Source organism: Stenotrophomonas sp. 85239_Sma, from assembly GCF_056481725.1.
Genome location: NZ_CM151163.1, coordinates 3794290 through 3810877, shown reverse-complemented (window position 1 = coordinate 3810877; position 16588 = coordinate 3794290). Strand labels below are relative to the sequence as shown.

Annotated in this window: 13 protein-coding genes and 1 riboswitch; of the genes, 2 read left to right on the top strand and 11 right to left on the bottom strand. The window is 67.1% G+C overall.

Going from position 1 to position 16588, the window contains the following annotated elements; all coding sequences use genetic code 11:
• Positions 1 to 39: 39 nt before the first annotated feature.
• Positions 40 to 945: a LysR family transcriptional regulator gene (locus tag ACYKG1_RS17700; RefSeq protein ID WP_100473856.1), complete on the bottom strand. Its 906-nt coding sequence runs from the start codon at positions 943 to 945 to the stop codon at positions 40 to 42.
• Positions 946 to 1062: 117 nt separating this feature from the next.
• Between ACYKG1_RS17700 and ACYKG1_RS17695 the strand changes: the two genes are divergently transcribed.
• A complete protein-coding gene (locus ACYKG1_RS17695) occupies positions 1063 to 1836 on the top strand; it encodes an SDR family oxidoreductase (protein ID WP_100473855.1) in 774 nt (257 codons plus the stop codon).
• Between the two features lie 114 nt (positions 1837 to 1950).
• On the opposite strand, the gene leuB is transcribed toward ACYKG1_RS17695, so the two are convergent.
• From leuB to ilvC, 9 genes are all read right to left on the bottom strand, one after another.
• A complete protein-coding gene (leuB, locus tag ACYKG1_RS17690) occupies positions 1951 to 3015 on the bottom strand; it encodes a 3-isopropylmalate dehydrogenase (protein WP_478471025.1) in 1065 nt (354 codons plus the stop codon).
• A complete protein-coding gene (gene leuD, locus ACYKG1_RS17685) occupies positions 3005 to 3583 on the bottom strand; it encodes a 3-isopropylmalate dehydratase small subunit (protein ID WP_262227679.1) in 579 nt (192 codons plus the stop codon). The genes leuB and leuD overlap by 11 nt, the downstream gene beginning before the upstream one ends.
• Positions 3583 to 5001, bottom strand: a complete 1419-nt coding sequence (gene leuC / locus ACYKG1_RS17680; protein ID WP_100473852.1) for a 3-isopropylmalate dehydratase large subunit — start codon at positions 4999 to 5001, stop codon at positions 3583 to 3585. The genes leuD and leuC overlap by 1 nt, the downstream gene beginning before the upstream one ends.
• A 60-nt stretch (positions 5002 to 5061) precedes the next feature.
• Complete coding sequence (locus tag ACYKG1_RS17675; RefSeq protein WP_262083713.1) at positions 5062 to 5841, bottom strand: class I SAM-dependent methyltransferase; 780 nt, start codon at positions 5839 to 5841, stop codon at positions 5062 to 5064.
• A 10-nt stretch (positions 5842 to 5851) separates the two neighbouring features.
• Complete coding sequence (locus tag ACYKG1_RS17670; RefSeq protein WP_262083714.1) at positions 5852 to 7438, bottom strand: 2-isopropylmalate synthase; 1587 nt, start codon at positions 7436 to 7438, stop codon at positions 5852 to 5854.
• Positions 7435 to 8526 (bottom strand): threonine dehydratase, encoded by a 1092-nt coding sequence (locus ACYKG1_RS17665; protein WP_262227676.1) that lies wholly within the window; start codon positions 8524 to 8526, stop codon positions 7435 to 7437. Before ACYKG1_RS17665 ends, ACYKG1_RS17670 begins: the two co-directional genes overlap by 4 nt.
• Before the next feature lie 96 nt (positions 8527 to 8622).
• The gene (locus ACYKG1_RS17660; protein WP_100473848.1) at positions 8623 to 8874 is read right to left on the bottom strand and encodes an ACT domain-containing protein; all 252 of its coding nucleotides are present in this window, start codon (positions 8872 to 8874) and stop codon (positions 8623 to 8625) included.
• Positions 8858 to 10594 carry an acetolactate synthase 2 catalytic subunit gene (ilvG, locus tag ACYKG1_RS17655; protein WP_478471024.1) on the bottom strand — a complete coding sequence of 579 codons (1737 nt, stop codon included), beginning with the start codon at positions 10592 to 10594 and terminating at the stop codon, positions 8858 to 8860. The genes ACYKG1_RS17660 and ilvG overlap by 17 nt, the downstream gene beginning before the upstream one ends.
• Before the next feature lie 39 nt (positions 10595 to 10633).
• Positions 10634 to 11608 (bottom strand): ketol-acid reductoisomerase, encoded by a 975-nt coding sequence (ilvC, locus tag ACYKG1_RS17650; protein ID WP_014038401.1) that lies wholly within the window; start codon positions 11606 to 11608, stop codon positions 10634 to 10636.
• Positions 11609 to 12222: 614 nt separating this feature from the next.
• Here ilvC and ggt point away from each other — a divergent pair.
• Positions 12223 to 14016 (top strand): gamma-glutamyltransferase, encoded by a 1794-nt coding sequence (gene ggt / locus ACYKG1_RS17645; RefSeq protein ID WP_478471023.1) that lies wholly within the window; start codon positions 12223 to 12225, stop codon positions 14014 to 14016.
• A gap of 558 nt (positions 14017 to 14574) precedes the next feature.
• Here ggt and ACYKG1_RS17640 read toward each other — a convergent pair.
• Entirely contained in the window at positions 14575 to 16152 is a 1578-nt protein-coding gene (locus tag ACYKG1_RS17640; RefSeq protein WP_478471022.1) for a BCCT family transporter, read from the bottom strand.
• Between the two features lie 266 nt (positions 16153 to 16418).
• Positions 16419 to 16520, top strand: a riboswitch (TPP riboswitch).
• Positions 16521 to 16588: the final 68 nt, after the last annotated feature.

Sequence of the window (16588 nt, the reverse complement as noted above, 5' to 3'; positions counted from 1 at the left end):
ACCCCATCCACGATGTGCACATCCACGCACGGCGTGGAACTACTGCAGCTGCAGGCCAGTCTTCAGCACTGGCAGCAGCCATTCGATGAACACCTGCACGCGTGGCGCGCGGTGTTGCCGATGCGGCTGCAACAAGGTGACCGGCAAGGGCTGTGCGACATGCTGTGGCATCACCTCCACCAGTGCACCCGAGTTCAGTTCGGCCTGCACGTCGTAGCGCGGAATCTGCAGCAACCCCAGCCCGGCCACGCAGCAGGCGATCGAGGCCTCGGCGCTGTTGACCCGTACCCAGCCGGGCATCGGCACTGTGCGCAGCTGGCCGCCGTCCTGCCATTCCCAGGGTTCCACCCGGGCCGTGGTCGGCGACGCGTAGTTCACCGCGCGGTGCTGCTGCAGGTTGGCGGGGTGCTGCGGCACACCGTGTTCACGTAGGTAGGCCGGCGCGGCAACGTTGACGAAGTCGAGCTGGCCCAGCGTGCGCGCCACCAGACTGGAGTCGCCCAGCTGGCCGACCCGCAGCACCGCATCGCAGCCGTCTTCGATGAGGTTCACCGCGCGGTCGGTCATGCCCAGGTCCACTTCAACGTGTGGATGGCGCGCGAAGAAGTCGGGCAGGGCCGGGGCGAGGATGCGACGGCCGATGCGGCTGGGCACATCGATCTTTAGCAGGCCCACCGGCTGCGCGTCGTCCTGCCGGAACAGGGATTCGGCCGCTTCAACTTCGGCAATCAGGCGCAGGCAACGGGCATGGAACACATCGCCGTCATGCGTGGTGGAAACCCGGCGGGTCGAGCGCTGCAGCAGCCGGGTACCGAGCCGCTGCTCCAGCTCCGCAATCGCTGCCGAGACGGTGGAGCGGGGCAGGCCGAGCTGGTCGGCGGCGCGGGTGAAGCTGGCGCATTCCACGACCCGGGTGAAGATGCGGAAACGATCGATCCGATCCATTGTTCGCTGACTCTGGAAAGTTAAGTCAATGTGGCGGGCTTTATCCGCATTTTCTGCACGATATCGTCGTCATGGCAGGGTTGCCACCCCGGGCAGCCCCCTCGTGAGACCGAAGCCATGACCGACCATTCCCTCAAGGGCAAGACCGTACTGATCGCCGGTGGCGCCAAGAACCTGGGCGGACTGATCGCCCGCGACTTCGCCAGCCAGGGTGCCAAGGCCATCGTCATCCACTACAACAGTGCCGCCACCCAAGCCGATGCAGAAGCGACCGTCGCCGCCGTGCAGGCCGCCGGCAGCACAGCGGTGGCCCTGCAGGGAGACCTGACCTCTGCGGCAGCGATGGAGCGCTTGTTCGCCGATGCCGTGGCTGCGGTTGGCCGTCCCGACATCGCAATCAACACCGTCGGCAAGGTGCTGAAGAAGCCACTGCTGGAGATCAGCGAAGCGGAGTACGACGAGATGAGTGCGGTCAACGCGAAGGCTGCGTTCTTCTTCCTCAAGGAGGCCGGCCGCCACGTCAACGACGGCGGCCGCATCTGCACCCTGGTCACCTCGCTGCTGGGCGCGTTCACGCCGTTCTATTCCAGCTACGCCGGTACCAAGGCACCGGTCGAGCACTTCACCCGCGCGGCGTCGAAGGAGTTCGGTGAGCGTGGCATCTCGGTGACCGCGATCGGCCCGGGTCCGATGGATACGCCATTCTTCTATCCGGCCGAGAGTGCCGATGCGCAGGCGTATCACAAGACCGCAGCGGCGCTTTCCGCGTTCACCCGCACCGGCCTGACCGACATCGCCGACATCGTGCCGTGGATCCGCTTCCTGGTCACCGACGGCTGGTGGATGACCGGGCAGACCATCCTGGTCAATGGGGGTTACACCACCAAGTAACGCAGCCACGCATGAGGGGCTCTACCAGGCCTCGGTAGAGCCACCCCACGGGCGGCTGCGCATGGTTCAATGCCGGGCAACGGCCACGCATCGCGTGGCTCTACTGCACAGCGATTACGCGCTCAGGCGCGCCAGCACCGCATCCGTTGCGGCAGCGGTGCTCACTGCCCGGCCCTTGGCGGCCAGGTCGGCGGTGAACACGCCATCGTCCAGCACCGCATGCACGGCCGCCTCCACCGCGGCGGCTTCGGCTTCCAGCCCCAGCGAATGGCGCAGCAGCATCGCCGCGCTGAAGATCGTCGCGTAGGGATTGGCAATGCCCTTGCCGGCGATGTCCGGGGCCGAACCGTGGATCGGTTCGTAGATGCCGACCGCGCCCGGTTCGCCCAGCGATGCCGACGGCAGCAGGCCCAGCGAACCGGCCAGCATTGAAGCCTCGTCGGTGAGGATGTCGCCGAACATGTTCTCGGTCACGATCACGTCGTACTCGCGCGGCTTGGCCAGCAGGTGCATGGCCATCGAATCGACCAGCTGGTGCTCCAGCGCTACGTCCGGGAACTCGTCGCGACCGATGCGCGCGGCCACGTCACGCCAGAGTCGCGAGGTCTCCAGCACGTTGGCCTTGTCCACCGAGGTGACCTTGCCGCGACGCTGCTGCGCCAGGCGGAACGCACTGCGCAGGACGCGTTCGATCTCGGCCACGGTGTAGCGGCACAGGTCGCTGGCGCTGTCGGCATCGCGGGTCTTGTCGCCGAAGTAGATGCCGCCGGTCAGTTCACGCACCACCACGAAGTCCACCCCCTGCAGCAGCTCGGCCTTGATCGGCGAGGCGTGCAGCGCGGCTTCGTGGGTACGCACCGGGCGCAGGTTGGCATACAGGCCCAGTGCCTTGCGGATCGCCAGCAGGCCCTGTTCCGGGCGCACCTTGGCGTTCGGGTCGGACCACTTCGGGCCACCGACCGCGCCCAGCAGCACCGCATTCGCGGCCTGGCAGGCCGCCAGGGTCGACGCCGGCAGCGGTTCGCCGTGGCGGTCGATGGCGATGCCACCGATATCGTGCTCGCTGAAGGTGAAGGTGTGGTTGAAGCGTTCGGCGACCGCCTTCAGGACGGCCACTGCCGCGGCGGCCACTTCCGGGCCGATGCCATCACCGGGCAGGACAACAATTTCAGCGTGCATGCTCACTCTCGTAGCGTTCGATTTCAGGGACACGGCCCAACAGATACCCCAACTGGTCGACGCCTTCTAGCAGGCAGGTCTGCGAGAAGCCATCCAGCGGGAAGGAATAGACGCGGCCATCCGGCGTGCGCAATTCGCGCGAGGCCACGTCGATGGTCAGCTCGTCGTCCGGGCGCTGCATCAGCGCCTGCACGTCGGCTTCGTCCAGCACGATCGGCAGCAGGCCGTTCTTCAACGCGTTGCCGCGGAAAATGTCGGCGATCTCGCTGCTGACGATGGCGCGCAGGCCCAGGTCGGTCAGTGCCCAGGGCGCGTGTTCGCGCGACGAGCCGCAGCCGAAGTTGCGGCCGGCCAGCAGGATGCTGCGGCCAGTGTTGTGCGGCTGGTTGAAGGCGAAGTCGGCTACTGGTGCGCCGTCGGCCTGCCAGCGCCAGTCATTGAACGCGTTGCGGCCGAGGCCGGCGCGTTCGGTGGTGGACAGGAACCGGGCCGGGATGATCTGGTCGGTATCGATGTTGGTCTGGCGCAGCACCACGCTGGCCGAGGTCAGGGTACGGAAACCGGCCATCACGCCACCTCCTGTGCGAACAGGTCGCGGGTATCGGCAACGTGCCCGTTCACTGCGGCCCACGCGGCGCTCATCGGCGAGGCCAGCAGCGTGCGCGAACCGGGACCCTGGCGGCCCTCGAAGTTGCGGTTGCTGGTGCTCACGGCCAGCTGGCCGGGTGCGACCAGATCGCCGTTCATGGCGATGCACATCGAACAGCCCGGCTCGCGCCATTCGGCACCGGCCGCGCGCACGATCTCATGGATACCTTCGGCCTCGGCCTCGCGCTTGACGATTTCCGAGCCCGGCACCACCAGCATGCGCACCCGCTCGGCGACGCGGCGACCGCGCAGGACCTGCGCCACTTCGCGCATGTCGCTCAGGCGGCCATTGGTGCACGAACCGACGAACACCACATCCACCGGCGTACCCGCCAGCGCCTTGCCGGCCTGGAAGTGCATGTAGTCCAGGCCCTTCTGTGCGGCGGCATCATTGGCCGCTGGAATCGGCGCATCCACCGCGATGGCGGTGCCCGGGTGGGTGCCCCAGGTCAGGGTGGGGCGGATATCGGCGGCGTCGATGTGCACCTCGTTGTCGAAGCGTGCGCCTTCATCGCTGCGCAGCTGCTGCCAGCGTGCCACGGCAGCGTCGAAGTCGGCGCCCTTGGGACCACGCGGGGTCGCGGCGACGAAGTCGAAGGTGACCTGGTCCGGCGCCACCATGCCGGCGCGTGCGCCGGCCTCGATCGACATGTTGCACAGGGTCATGCGCTGTTCCATGTCCATCGCTTCGATGGTGCTGCCACGGAACTCGATCACGTGGCCGGTGCCACCGTTGACGCCGATCACGCCGATGATGTGCAGCACCACATCCTTGGCACCGACGCCCGGCGCCAGGACGCCATCGACGGTGATTGCCAGGGTCTTGGCCTTGCGCTGCAGCAGGCACTGCGTGGCCAGCACGTGGCCGACCTCGCTGGTGCCGATGCCGAAGGCCAGCGAGCCGAACGCACCATGGGTGGAGGTGTGGCTGTCGCCGCACACGATGGTCATGCCGGGCTGGGTGAACCCCTGTTCCGGGGCGATCACGTGGACGATGCCGCGGTTGTCCGAGGCCATGTCGAACAACTCGATGCCGTGCTCGGCGCAGTTGCGCGCCAGCGTGGCGACCTGGGCTTCGGAGGCGGCGCTGGCGTAGGGCAGCGTGCCGTCGGCGGCGGCCGGCAGGGTTGGCGTGGAGTGGTCCATCGTTGCCTTGGTACGGTCCGGCCGGCGCGGTGACAGGCCGCGTTGGCGCAGTTCGGTGAACGCCTGCGGCGAGGTCACCTCGTGGATCAGGTGCAGGTCGATGTACAGCACGGCGGGCGCGCTGTCGGATTCAGGGACAACCACGTGGGCGTCCCACAGTTTGTCGTACAGGGTGCGGGGTGCGGAGGTCATGCGTATGCCTGGCAGAAGTACGAAGTTGCGGACATCGGAAAAGTTGACGAATGGATCATGTCAGCGGCGACGGGCAAGTACCCGCAGCCGCACGTAGTCGGCCAGCGGCTGGCCGGCGGCGTTGCGCGGCAGGTCGGCCAGCAGCGCGGTGGCGGCCTCGCGCACGGTCGCGCGTGCCTCGGCGGGCAGGTCGTCCAGCAGCGGTGCGGCGAACACCCGCAGCCAGCCGGCCACGCCGGTCGGCAGTGCGGTCGGGCGCGGCGTGCACTCGATCAGCTGCACCTGGAAGCCATGCTGGCGCAGGCGATCGGCGTAGGCATCGGCTGTGGGGAAGTACCACTGGAAGGCGCTGGCACCATGGCCGTGGGCCACGCGCGCGGCCTGCACCGCCGCGACGATGGTGGCCACGTTGCCATGGCCGCCGAACTCGGCGACGAAGCGGCCGCCAGGGCGCAGGGCGCGGCGCACGCCTTCCAGCACCTGATCGGGGTTGGCCATCCAGTGCAGTGCGGCGTTGCTGAACACCGCATCGAATGCGTTGTCGAAGGTCAGTGCGTGGCCATCCATCACCTGCGCATCGACACCGCGCGCACGCGCGGCGATCACCAGTTCAGGCGACGCATCCACGCCGCGGATGTGTGCGCCACTGAGCGCCAGTTCGGTGCTGAGCATGCCATCGCCACAGCCCAGGTCGAGGATGCGTTCACCGGCGCGCGGGTCGAGCAGGCGCGATACCGCGCCGCCGAGCAGCGGCACGAAGCCGGCGTCGATCGCATAGTCCTGGGCGTTCCACTGCTGGCCAGCGGCGCTGGCCGGGGTGGGGGTGTCGAAGGCGCTCATCTCGGGTTCCTCAGGCGGTGGCGGGGGTGGGAACGTCGGCGCTGCTGGGGGCGGTAGCCTGGCGCTGGCGCAGCAGGCGGTTGGCCACATCCAGCCAGGCCAGTGCGGAGGCTTCAATGATGTCCTTGCTGGTACCGGTACCGTCGTACTCCACGCCTTCGTGGCGCACGCTCAGGTTGGCCTCGCCGCGCGCATCGGCGCCGATGCCGACGCTGTGTACGTGGTAGCTGTCCAGCATCAGCTGCACGCCGGTGGCAGCCGACAGTGCGCCGAACAGCGCATCGACCGGGCCGTCGCCCTGTGCGGTCTCGGCCACGCGGTTGCCGTCCGGATCGGACAGTTCGACCAACGCATTGGCGCGGCTGCCGACGTCGCTGATGGTCATCGACGCCAGGCGGTAGCCCTGCGCGTTGGAGCCGCCCTGCATCAGCGTCTGCAGGTCGGCATCGGTGACCACGCGCTGCTGCTCGCACAGCCCCTTGAACTGCTCGAACACCAGCTTCAGTTCGTCTTCGTCCAGCCAGAAGCCCAGCGCACGCAGGCGCGCTTCGACGGCGGCGCGGCCACTGTGGCGGCCCAGCACCATCTGTGAATCCTCCCAGCCCACGTCTTCCGGCCGCATGATTTCGTAGGTGCCGCGATGGCGCAGCATGCCGTGCTGGTGGATGCCCGATTCGTGGGCAAAGGCATTGGCGCCGACGATGGCCTTGTTGCGCTGTACCGGCATGCCGACCAGGCGCTGCAGCAGCTGCGAGGTGCCGACGATGCGCGGGGTATTGATCGAGCTGTCCTGCTCGTAGAAGGCCTGGCGCACCTTCAGCACCATTGCGATTTCTTCCAGCGAGCAGTTGCCGGCGCGCTCGCCGATGCCGTTGATGGTGCACTCGACCTGCCGGGCGCCGCCTTCGACGGCGGCCAGCGAGTTGGCCACGGCCAGGCCCAGGTCGTTGTGGCAATGCGCACTGAAGATCACGTTGGCGGCATTCGGCACGTCGGCGACACCGGCGATGACCTGCTGGAACATCGCGCGGATTTCTTCCGGCGTAGTGAAGCCGACGGTGTCGGGCAGGTTGATGGTGGTGGCGCCAGCGGCGATCGCCACGCGCGAGACCTCGATCAGGTAGTCCAGTTCGGTACGGGTGGCATCCTCGGCCGAGAACTCGACATCGTCGATGTAGGACCGGGCCAGCGAGACGTGCTTGCGTACCGACTCCAGTACCTGCTCGCGGGTCATGCGCAGCTTGTGCTCGCGGTGCAACGGGCTGGTCGACAGGAACACGTGCAGGCGCGGGTTGGCGGCGGCCTCCAGGGCACGTGCCGAGGTCTCGATGTCGGCCTGCAGGCAGCGCGACAGCACCGCCAGGCTCAGGCTGGGGCGGCGCAGTTCGCGGCCGATCAGCGCCATCGCCTCGCGGTCGGACTGCGAGCTGGCTGGGAAGCCGGTCTCGATGATGTCCACGCCCAGTTCATCCAGCGCACGCGCCATCACCAGCTTCTGCGGTGGGCTCATGCTGCAGCCGGGGGACTGCTCGCCGTCACGCAGGGTGGTGTCGAAGATGCGGATGCGCGGGGTGGTAATTCGTTCGATGGTGGTCACAGGGAAATCTCCTCGACAGCGGGTGCGACGGCTTGCAGGGGGGAAGGGGAAGAGGTGGGAGATGCGGAAGCGCTGGCCCTGCCGGGCGAGCGCGGGGTTTCACTGCGCCGTCGGCGTGGTTTGCGTGGCGGGCGCGGGCGGATGTCGGTGAGCAGGCCGGCCAGAACGCCGGCATCGATGTTGCCGCCGGAGACCACTGCGCACTTGCGACGGCCGGCGACGCGGCGGCCAGCGGCCAGCGCCAACGCGCCCGCGCCCTCGGCGATGATGTGTTCCTCCAGCGCCAGCCGGACCAGGGTTTCGCGCAGTTCGGCCTCGCGCACAATCACCACGTCGTCCAGCAGCGAGGTGCACAGGCGGCGGGTCAGGAAGCCGGGAATCTTCACCCGGACGCCATCGGCCAGCGACGCGACGGGGGCGATCTCGCGCACGTCGCCACGGATCGCACGCGCCATCGAGTCGACGCCCTCCACCTGCGCGCCGACCACGCGCACGCCCTGCGATTTCAGTGCCAGTGCAACGCCGGACGCCAGCCCACCGCCGCCGATCGGAACGATCACCACGTCCGGCGCGTGTGCGGCCAGCTCGATGCCGACCGTGCCCTGGCCGGCGATCACGTCGGCATCGTCGAACGCGGACAGGAAGCGGTAGCCGTGGCGTTGTGCCAGATCGACCGCGAAGGCGTAGGCCTCGTCATAGCTGTTGCCGTGCTGGCGCACGGTCGCGCCCCAATGGGCGACGCCGGCGATCTTGGTGGCCGGTGCGCCATGCGGCATCACGGTGATGGCCGGCACGTCCAGGCGGTAGGCGGCCCACGCCACGCCCTGGGCGTGGTTGCCGGCCGAGGCACAGATCACCGGCCGGGTATCGCCGCGCTCGCGGCCGGCCAGCAGCGCGTTCAACGCGCCGCGCACTTTGTAGGACCCGGTGCGCTGCAGGTTCTCCAGTTTCAGCCAGGTGCCGAAGCGCTCGGCATGGTGCAGCGGGGTGTGCGGCAGGAAGCGGCGCAGCCGGGCCTGCGCCGCCAGTACGTCGGCGACGCTTACGTCGCCGACATCGCTTTCCTGGCTGGCATCAGCGGCCGGCATGGGCCACCAGCGCGGTGCAGGCGACCGCCGCATGCGGGCACGGGCGGCGAAGAAGACGCCTCCGTACCGGCACCGTGCTCGCTACGGTACGGGTGTTCATACGGATGCTCCTTCCACGGCGGTGACCTGCACGGACACGCAGTCGTAGATCTTCTCCATCTGCCGGCACAGGGTCTCCGGCGGACGCTGTCCATCCACCACCAGCTGCAGGTGCCAGCGGCCATCGTCGGCGGCCATCGGCGCACCGGTGATCGCACGCGGCGCGAAGCCACGGCGTTCGGCCATGCCGATCACGCGCAGCAGCGCGCCTTCGGCCGGGTGCAGCACCAGGTCAAGCCGGTATTGCATTGGGGGTCTCCTGGCGGGCGTGGGCGGGATTGCTTTCCAGCATCGTGCTGTTGGCGGTGTTCGGCGGCACCAGCGGCCACACGTTGGCGCGTGCGTCGATGGCCACATGCAGCAGCGCGGGGCCGGGCTCGGCCAGCAGCGCGGCCAGCCCACCCTCGACGTCATCACGCGCGTCGATGCGGGTCGCGGCAATGCCGAACACCTGCGCCAACGCCACGAAGTCCGGGTTGTCGGACAGGTCGATCTCGCTGTAACGCTCGGCGAAGAACAGCTCCTGCCACTGCCGCACCATGCCCAGCGAACTGTTGTCCAGCAGCACGATCTTCACCGGCAGGCGGCAGCGGGCGATGGTGGCCAGCTCCTGCACGTTCATCATGAAGCTGCCGTCGCCGGACACCAGCACCACGGTGCGATCGGGGCAGGCGAACTGCGCACCCATCGCAGCCGGCAGGCCGAAGCCCATGGTGCCCAGGGCGCCGCTGGTCAGGTGGTTGCGCGGGTGGTTGAAGCGGCAGTGCTGCGCCACCCACATCTGGTGCTGGCCGACATCGCAGGCGATCACCGCATCGGCCGGCGCCAGCTCGCTCAGGCGCTTCAGCATGGCCGGTGCGTAGATGTGCTGGCCGGGCGCGTCATAACGCGCAGCGAAACGATCGCGATGCTGTGCACAGCGCTTGCGCCATGCGTCCTGGTGGGCCTTGGGGGAGGGGAAGGCCGCACGCAGGGCGCGGATGGCATGGCCGACATTGCCGGGCACGGCGACATCGGCGCTGCGCAGCTTGGAGATCTCGTAGGCGTCGGCATCGATGTGGACGACACGGGCGAACGGTGCGAACTCGGCCAGCTTGCCGGTGGCGCGGTCATCGAAGCGCGCGCCCAGCACCAGCAGCAGGTCGCTTTCCTGCACCGCCATGTTGGCCGCGGGGGTGCCATGCATGCCCAGCATGCCCAGCGACTGCGGGTGGTTGGCCGGCAGTGCGCCCAGCCCGCGCAGGGTCATCACGGTGGGGATGGCGCTGGCCTCGACGAAGTCGCGCAGGTCCTGCACCGCATCGCCCAGCGCGATGCCACCACCGGCGTAGACCACCGGCTTTTCGGCGGCCGCCAATGCGGCGATGGCCTCGGCGATGGCAGCTTCGGCCGGGGCCGGCGGCGGCTCGACGCTGCTCGGCACGTGCGCCGGCAGATGGCTGGCATCGGCCAGCTGCACGTCCTTGGGCAGGTCGATCAGCACCGGGCCGGGCCGGCCTTCGCGGGCGATGCGGAAGGCATCGGCGACCACGCGCGGCAGGTCGTCGACGCTGCGCACCAGCCAGCTGTGCTTGACGATCGGCAACGTCAGGCCGAACACATCCAGCTCCTGGAAGGCGTCGGTGCCCAGCAGCGGCGTGGCGACCTGGCCGGTGATGCAGACCATCGGCACCGAATCCAGCATCGCGTCGGCGATGCCGGTGACCAGGTTGGAGGCGCCCGGACCGGAGGTGGCCACGCAGACGCCCACCTGGTTGCTGGCGCGGGCAAAACCATTGGCAGCCAGCGCAGCGCCCTGCTCATGGCGCACCAGGACGTGCTTCAGCGACGAATCCACCAGCGCGTCGTAGAACGGCATGATGGTGCCGCCGGGATAGCCGAACAGCGTGTGGACGCCCTCGGCCTCCAGCGCCTGGGTCAGCCAGCGCGCGCCGTTGGGCGGCGCGCTGCGATGTGTGGAAGAGTTCATGGGGGAACCTTGCAAAGCGGGTGGGGGAGGGCCGCGCGGTTACGCTGCCTGTCCTTGCAACCAGACCATCTTGGCGCGCAGTTCCTTGCCCACCTTTTCGATCGGGTGCTCCAGGTCGGCCTGCTTGAACCTGTTGTAGTTCGGCAGGCCCGCTTCGTACTCGGCCACCCAGTTCTTGGTGAAGGTGCCGTCCTGGATGTCCTTCAGGACCTCCTTCATGCGCGCCTTGGTGCCGGCGTCGATCACCCGCGGGCCACTGACGTAGTCGCCGTACTGCGCGGTTTCGGAGATGAACTCCAGCATGCGCGAGATGCCGCCTTCGTAGAACAGGTCGACGATCAGCTTCAGTTCGTGCAGCACTTCGTAGTAGGCGATTTCCGGCTGGTAGCCGGCTTCAACCAGGGTTTCGAAACCGGCCTGCACCAGTGCCGAGGCACCGCCGCACAGCACCGCCTGCTCGCCGAACAGATCGGTCTCGGTCTCTTCCTTGAAGGTCGTCTGGATCAGGTTGGCGCGTGCACCGCCGAGGCCGGCCGCATAGGCCAGGGCGTACTCGGCCGCCTTGCCGCTCTTGTCCTGGTAGACCGCCCAGATGCACGGCACGCCACGGCCGATTTCATACTCGCGGCGCACCAGCGCACCCGGTCCCTTGGGCGCGACCAGCACCACGTCCAGGTCCTCGCGCGGCTTGATCATGTCGAAGTGCACGTTCAGGCCGTGCGCGAACAACAGCACCGCACCCTGTTTCATGTTCGCAGCCAGCACGTCGTCGTAGAGCTTCTTCTGCACCATGTCCGGCGTCAGCACGGCAACCAGGTCCGCATCCTTCACTGCGTCGGCCGGTGCTTTCACGGTGAAGCCATCGGCCTGTGCCTTGACCTCGGTCGGGCCGCCCGGACGCAGGCCTACCACCACGTCGAAGCCGGATTCGCGCAGGTTCAGTGCGTGGGCGCGGCCCTGGCTGCCGTAGCCGATGACGGCGATCTTGGTCTGGGGCAGGTCGTTGGTGCTCATGGGGGAGGTTCCTTGCGGTGGGAAGAAAAAAGAACGGCCGGTCGTCGAAGTGACGTGCCGGCCGGTCAGGGGAAAGCGGTGGAGGAGGCGCCATGCATCGCACAGGCACAGCCACCACGAGGCGTCGTGGTGGTGTGGGTCCGGGTGTTGCGTTGGGCGTTGTGCATGGTGGTTGCGTCTGAAACCAGGTTCTGGAATGAAAAAACCCGCACCGGGGCGGGTGCGGGTTTTTGAAGAGTTCCGGTGTGTTTGTTGCTTACACGCTGGCTCGTCCCGCACCTGTGGGTTGGGTAATAAGTACGAGCACAAGAATCGAACGCAGCGATGCGGCGCCGGTGTCGGCGGCTTCGATGTGGGTTCGCGGTGGCGTGTTGTGTTGCAGCATGTGATCGAGAGAAACACAGCCGTTTCGGCGATGTCAACCCTCGCGACGGATTTTTTATCGGTTTCCGCTGCATCCAGCGCAATCGCTTGTGGCACAAGGATGGTTGCCGCTGAAAGTGATTCGGTGAACCCGAATTCACTCCTTTCAGGGCCGCTTTTGCGCGGAATCCGGCGGATTTTGGCCTTGGTGGGGCGGACCGTGTTCCGCACCCACCCCAGGATCAACGCCCATGACCTCTGCCCGATACCGCGTGAAGGCTGCAGCGGCGAAGATCGGGGAACCACCCTTCCATCGGAACCCGACCGTGTCCCGACGCCTTGCCCGTTCCCTGCTCGCCGCCGCCGTGCTGGCTGCCGTGCCCGCGCTGTCCTTTGCCGCCGACCGCATCACCGGTCACACCTTCGCCACCCGTTCGGAGGTGATCGCCCCGCATGCGATGGCCGCCACCTCGCAGCCACTGGCCACCCAGATCGCGCTGGACGTGATGAAGGGCGGTGGCTCGGCGGTGGACGCGGCGATTGCCGCCAACGCCGCGCTCGGCCTGATGGAGCCCACCGGCAACGGCATCGGTGGTGACCTGTTCGCCATCGTCTGGGACCCGAAGACGCAGAAGCTCTATGGCTACAACGGCTCGGGCCGCTCGCCGAAGTCGCTGACCCTGGCCGAGTTCCAGCGTCGTGGCCTGAAGGACATCCCGGCTACCGGCCCGCTGCCGGTGTCCGTGCCCGGCGCGGTCGATGGCTGGTTCGCGCTGCACGACCGCTTCGGCCGCAAGCCGATGGCGGACAACCTGGCGCCGGCCATCCGCTATGCCCGCGAGGGCCACCCGGTGGCCGAGGTGATCGCCTACTACTGGGACCGCTCGGTGCCCAAACTGTCGCAGTACCCGGGCTTCAAGGAGCAGTTCACGATCAACGGCCACGCCCCGCGCAAGGGCGAGATGTGGAAGAACCCGAACCTGGCCAGCACGCTGCAGAAGATCGCGGACGGAGGACGCGACGCCTTCTACAAGGGCGATATCGCCCGCACCATCGGCGACTACTTCAAGGCCAACGGTGGCTACCTGAGCTACCAGGACATGGCCGACCACCACGGTGAGTGGGTCGAACCGGTCAGCAGCAACTACCGTGGCTACGACGTATGGGAACTGCCACCGAACAGCCAGGGCATCGCTGCGCTGCAGATCCTCAACGTGCTGGAGGGCTACGACTTCTCCAAGATCCCGTTCGGTTCACCGGAGCACGTGCACCTGTTCGTTGAAGCGAAGAAGCTGGCCTTTGCCGACCGTGCGCGCTTCTATGCCGACATGGCGTTCCAGCCGGCGCCGGTGCAGAAGCTGATCTCCAAGGAATACGCCGCACAGCGCCGCGCGCTGATCTCGATGGACAAAGCGCTGAAGGAAGTGCAGCCGGGAACGCCGAAGCAGCTGGAAGAGGGCGACACGATCTACATGACCGTGGCCGACGCCGACGGCATGATGGTGTCACTGATCCAGTCCAACTACCGCGGCATGGGCAGTGGCATGGCGCCGCCGGGGCTGGGCTTCATCCTGCAGGATCGTGGCGAGATGTTCGTGCTGCAGAAGAACCATCCCAACGGCTACGCACCGGGCAAGCGGCCGTTCCAGACCATCATCCCGGCCTTCATCACCAAGGGTGGCAAGCCGTATGCCAGCTTCGGGGTGATGGGCGGCGCGATGCAGCCGCAGGGTCATGCGCAGATCGTGATGAACCTGGTGGACTTCGGGATGAATCTGCAGGAAGCCGGTGATGCGCCGCGCATCCAGCACGAAGGCTCGACCGAACCGACCGGGCAGGCTACGGCAATGTCCGATGGCGGCGAGGTGAATCTGGAAACCGGGTTCCCGTATGAAACAGTGCGTGCGCTGATGCGCAAGGGGCATCGCATCGTGTTTGCCGATGGTCCCTATGGCGGGTACCAGGCGATCATGCGTGATCCCGACACCGGGGTTTACTACGGTGCCTCGGAGAGCCGCAAGGATGGGCAGGCGGCGGGGTATTGAGGTTTCCCGGCCGCCGGGCGCAGCCCCCTCTGCGGTGGTGGTTCGTGGAAGCGGGATCATGTGATTGGGCCGGGCGGGTGGGCTGGTCGGGGGGCGCCGTGAATCCGTCCCTGGAGGCTTGGCCGCGGCATCCATGCCGCGGACACCCCCGCCCAGCCCACCCGCCCGGCCCCTGACAGTTTCCGTGGCCATCACCGCAGGAAGAGAAAGAAGAAGATCAACAGCAACAGCAACAGCAACAGCCGCGCGCTTTGGGTTGGGGTCGGATCCGTTTTCCAAAGGAAAACGGATCCGACCCCTTCCTGTTTTCCGATACACCTCATCCACGCATGGCGTGGAAAACCCACCGTTACACGGAAACTGTCGGGGGTGGGTCGGTGTGGGCTGGCAGGACCGTTGGCGCCATGGATGGCGCCATCGAGCCCCCAGGGACGGGTTTACGGCGTGTCCTGCCAGCCCACACCGACCCGCCCAACCAACAGCAACCCAGAGCCGCCATTGAAGTTGCTGTTGCTGTTGCTTGAGAAAAGCAGTGCAGCCGCAGGCTGCAAAACCCTCTCAATCCTGATCGTGCGCGCGCGCGGCCTCCGCCTGGGTCTCCTCCTGCGCCGCCATCTCGCGCGCGATCCAGGCATCGATCATGTGCCGCTGGCGCTGCGCCTGCCGCCGCTCGCGTGTGTACTCCTGGTCCAGCACGCGGTGCAGCGACACCATCACCAGCACCATCAGCAGCGCGAACGGCAGCGCCGCAATCGTGATCATGCCCTGTAGCGCCTCGAGGCCGCCGGCCAGCAGCAGAGAGCCGGCGATCAGGGCGATTCCCACGCCCCACGCAATCTTGTGCCTCTGCGAAGGCTCGCCTGCGTCGTCGGTGGACATGGTGGCCAGCACCAGCACCGCCGAATCCGCGGATGTCACGAAGAAGATCATGAGCAACAACAGCGCAGTGCACGACAGCAGCACAGGCAGCGGCATGCTGTCGAACATCGTAAACAGGACCGTTTCATAGCCATTGCCCAATGCCTGTAGCAGGTCTGCCTGACCGAAAATCTGCATCCAGATGGCACTGCCGCCGAAGACCGAGAACCAGAAGAAGCCAAGCAACGTCGGCGCCATGACGACGCAGACAACGAACTCCCGTACGCTGCGCCCGCGCGAGATGCGAGCAATGAAGGAACCGACGAAGGGCGCCCACGAAATCCACCAGGCCCAGTAGAAGATCGTCCAGTCGGCCACCCAGGTGCTGGATGAGAACGGCGACATGCGCAGGCTCATCGTCACCAGCTGGTTGAGGTAGGAGCCCAGCGTGGTGGTGAAGGTGTTGAAGATCGCGCCGGTAGGGCCCAGCACCAGCACCAGGGCCAGCAACAACGCTGCCAGTGCCAGGTTGAAGTTGGAGAGCCATTTCATGCCGCGGCCGACGCCGCTGAGCGTGGACGCCATGTATAGAACGAAGGCCACCGCAATGATCGTCAGCTGCAGGGGCACGCCCGCCTGCACGCCGAACACGCGCTCCACGCCGGCCGCGATCTGCACCGTTCCAAAGCCCAGTGCGGTGGCCACGCCCACTGCAGTGGCAACGACCGCGGAGATGTTGACGATGTGCCCGATCCAGCCGCGATGGTGGCGGCCGATGATGGGCTGCAGCATGTCGCTGATCTGGCCGCGGCCGTTGCGGTTGAACCGGAACCAGGCCATTGCCAGGCCGATCAGTGCATAGATGGCCCACGGGTGCAGGCCCCAGTGGAAGAATGCATAGCGCATCGATGCGCGCGCAGCATCCATGCTTTCCGGCGCCAGGCCCTCGGGCGGCTTGCTGAAGTGCGAAATGGGCTCGGCCGCGCCCCAGAACACCAGGCCGATACCCATGCCGGCGGCGAACAGCATCGACATCCAGCTGGCCCGCGAGAATTCGGGCTCGGCGTCTTCGCCACCGATGCGCAGGTTGCCGAAGCGGCCGAACGCCAGGTACATCAGGAACACCAGCGTCAGGAACACGACCAGCAGGTAAAGCCAGCCGATGCCGCGGATGAGTTCACCGAGGATGCTCTGCACCACGGCATTGAAGGAGGCCGGTGCAACACCGGCAAGCAGCACCAGCAGCAGGACCAGTGCGATGGAAACGCGAAACACCATGAAGGAGCTTCTCCGATCAAGGGATTGAGGGGAGCGAGCAGAGCTTGCAGCGAAGGGCCGGCGGCATGCAGCACGAGCCGGGCAGGGGCCGCGAAGACGGCGAAGGAAACACCGGTCGCAGCGACACGATGCGCGTGCACGTTACTGAACGCGACGTCATGGTTCTGTTAACGAATAGCGATTGGGGTCAGATCCGCTTTCCGCAGGAAAGCGGATCTGACCCTCGGGGCTAACTCCGGAGGCGGGCGGTCTATGCTCTAATGCACACCAAGAAGCGGGGGTACCGCGGCCAAGCGGCCACGGTTGAGACAGTCCCTTGGAACCTGATCCGGCTCATACCGGCGTAGGGAAGCTTTGCAGTGCAGTCGTGCCCGGACTCCGCCCAAGGACCGTCCGTGCGCGGGCGCAGTGCGCCGCCGCTTCGTCCCTGACCTTT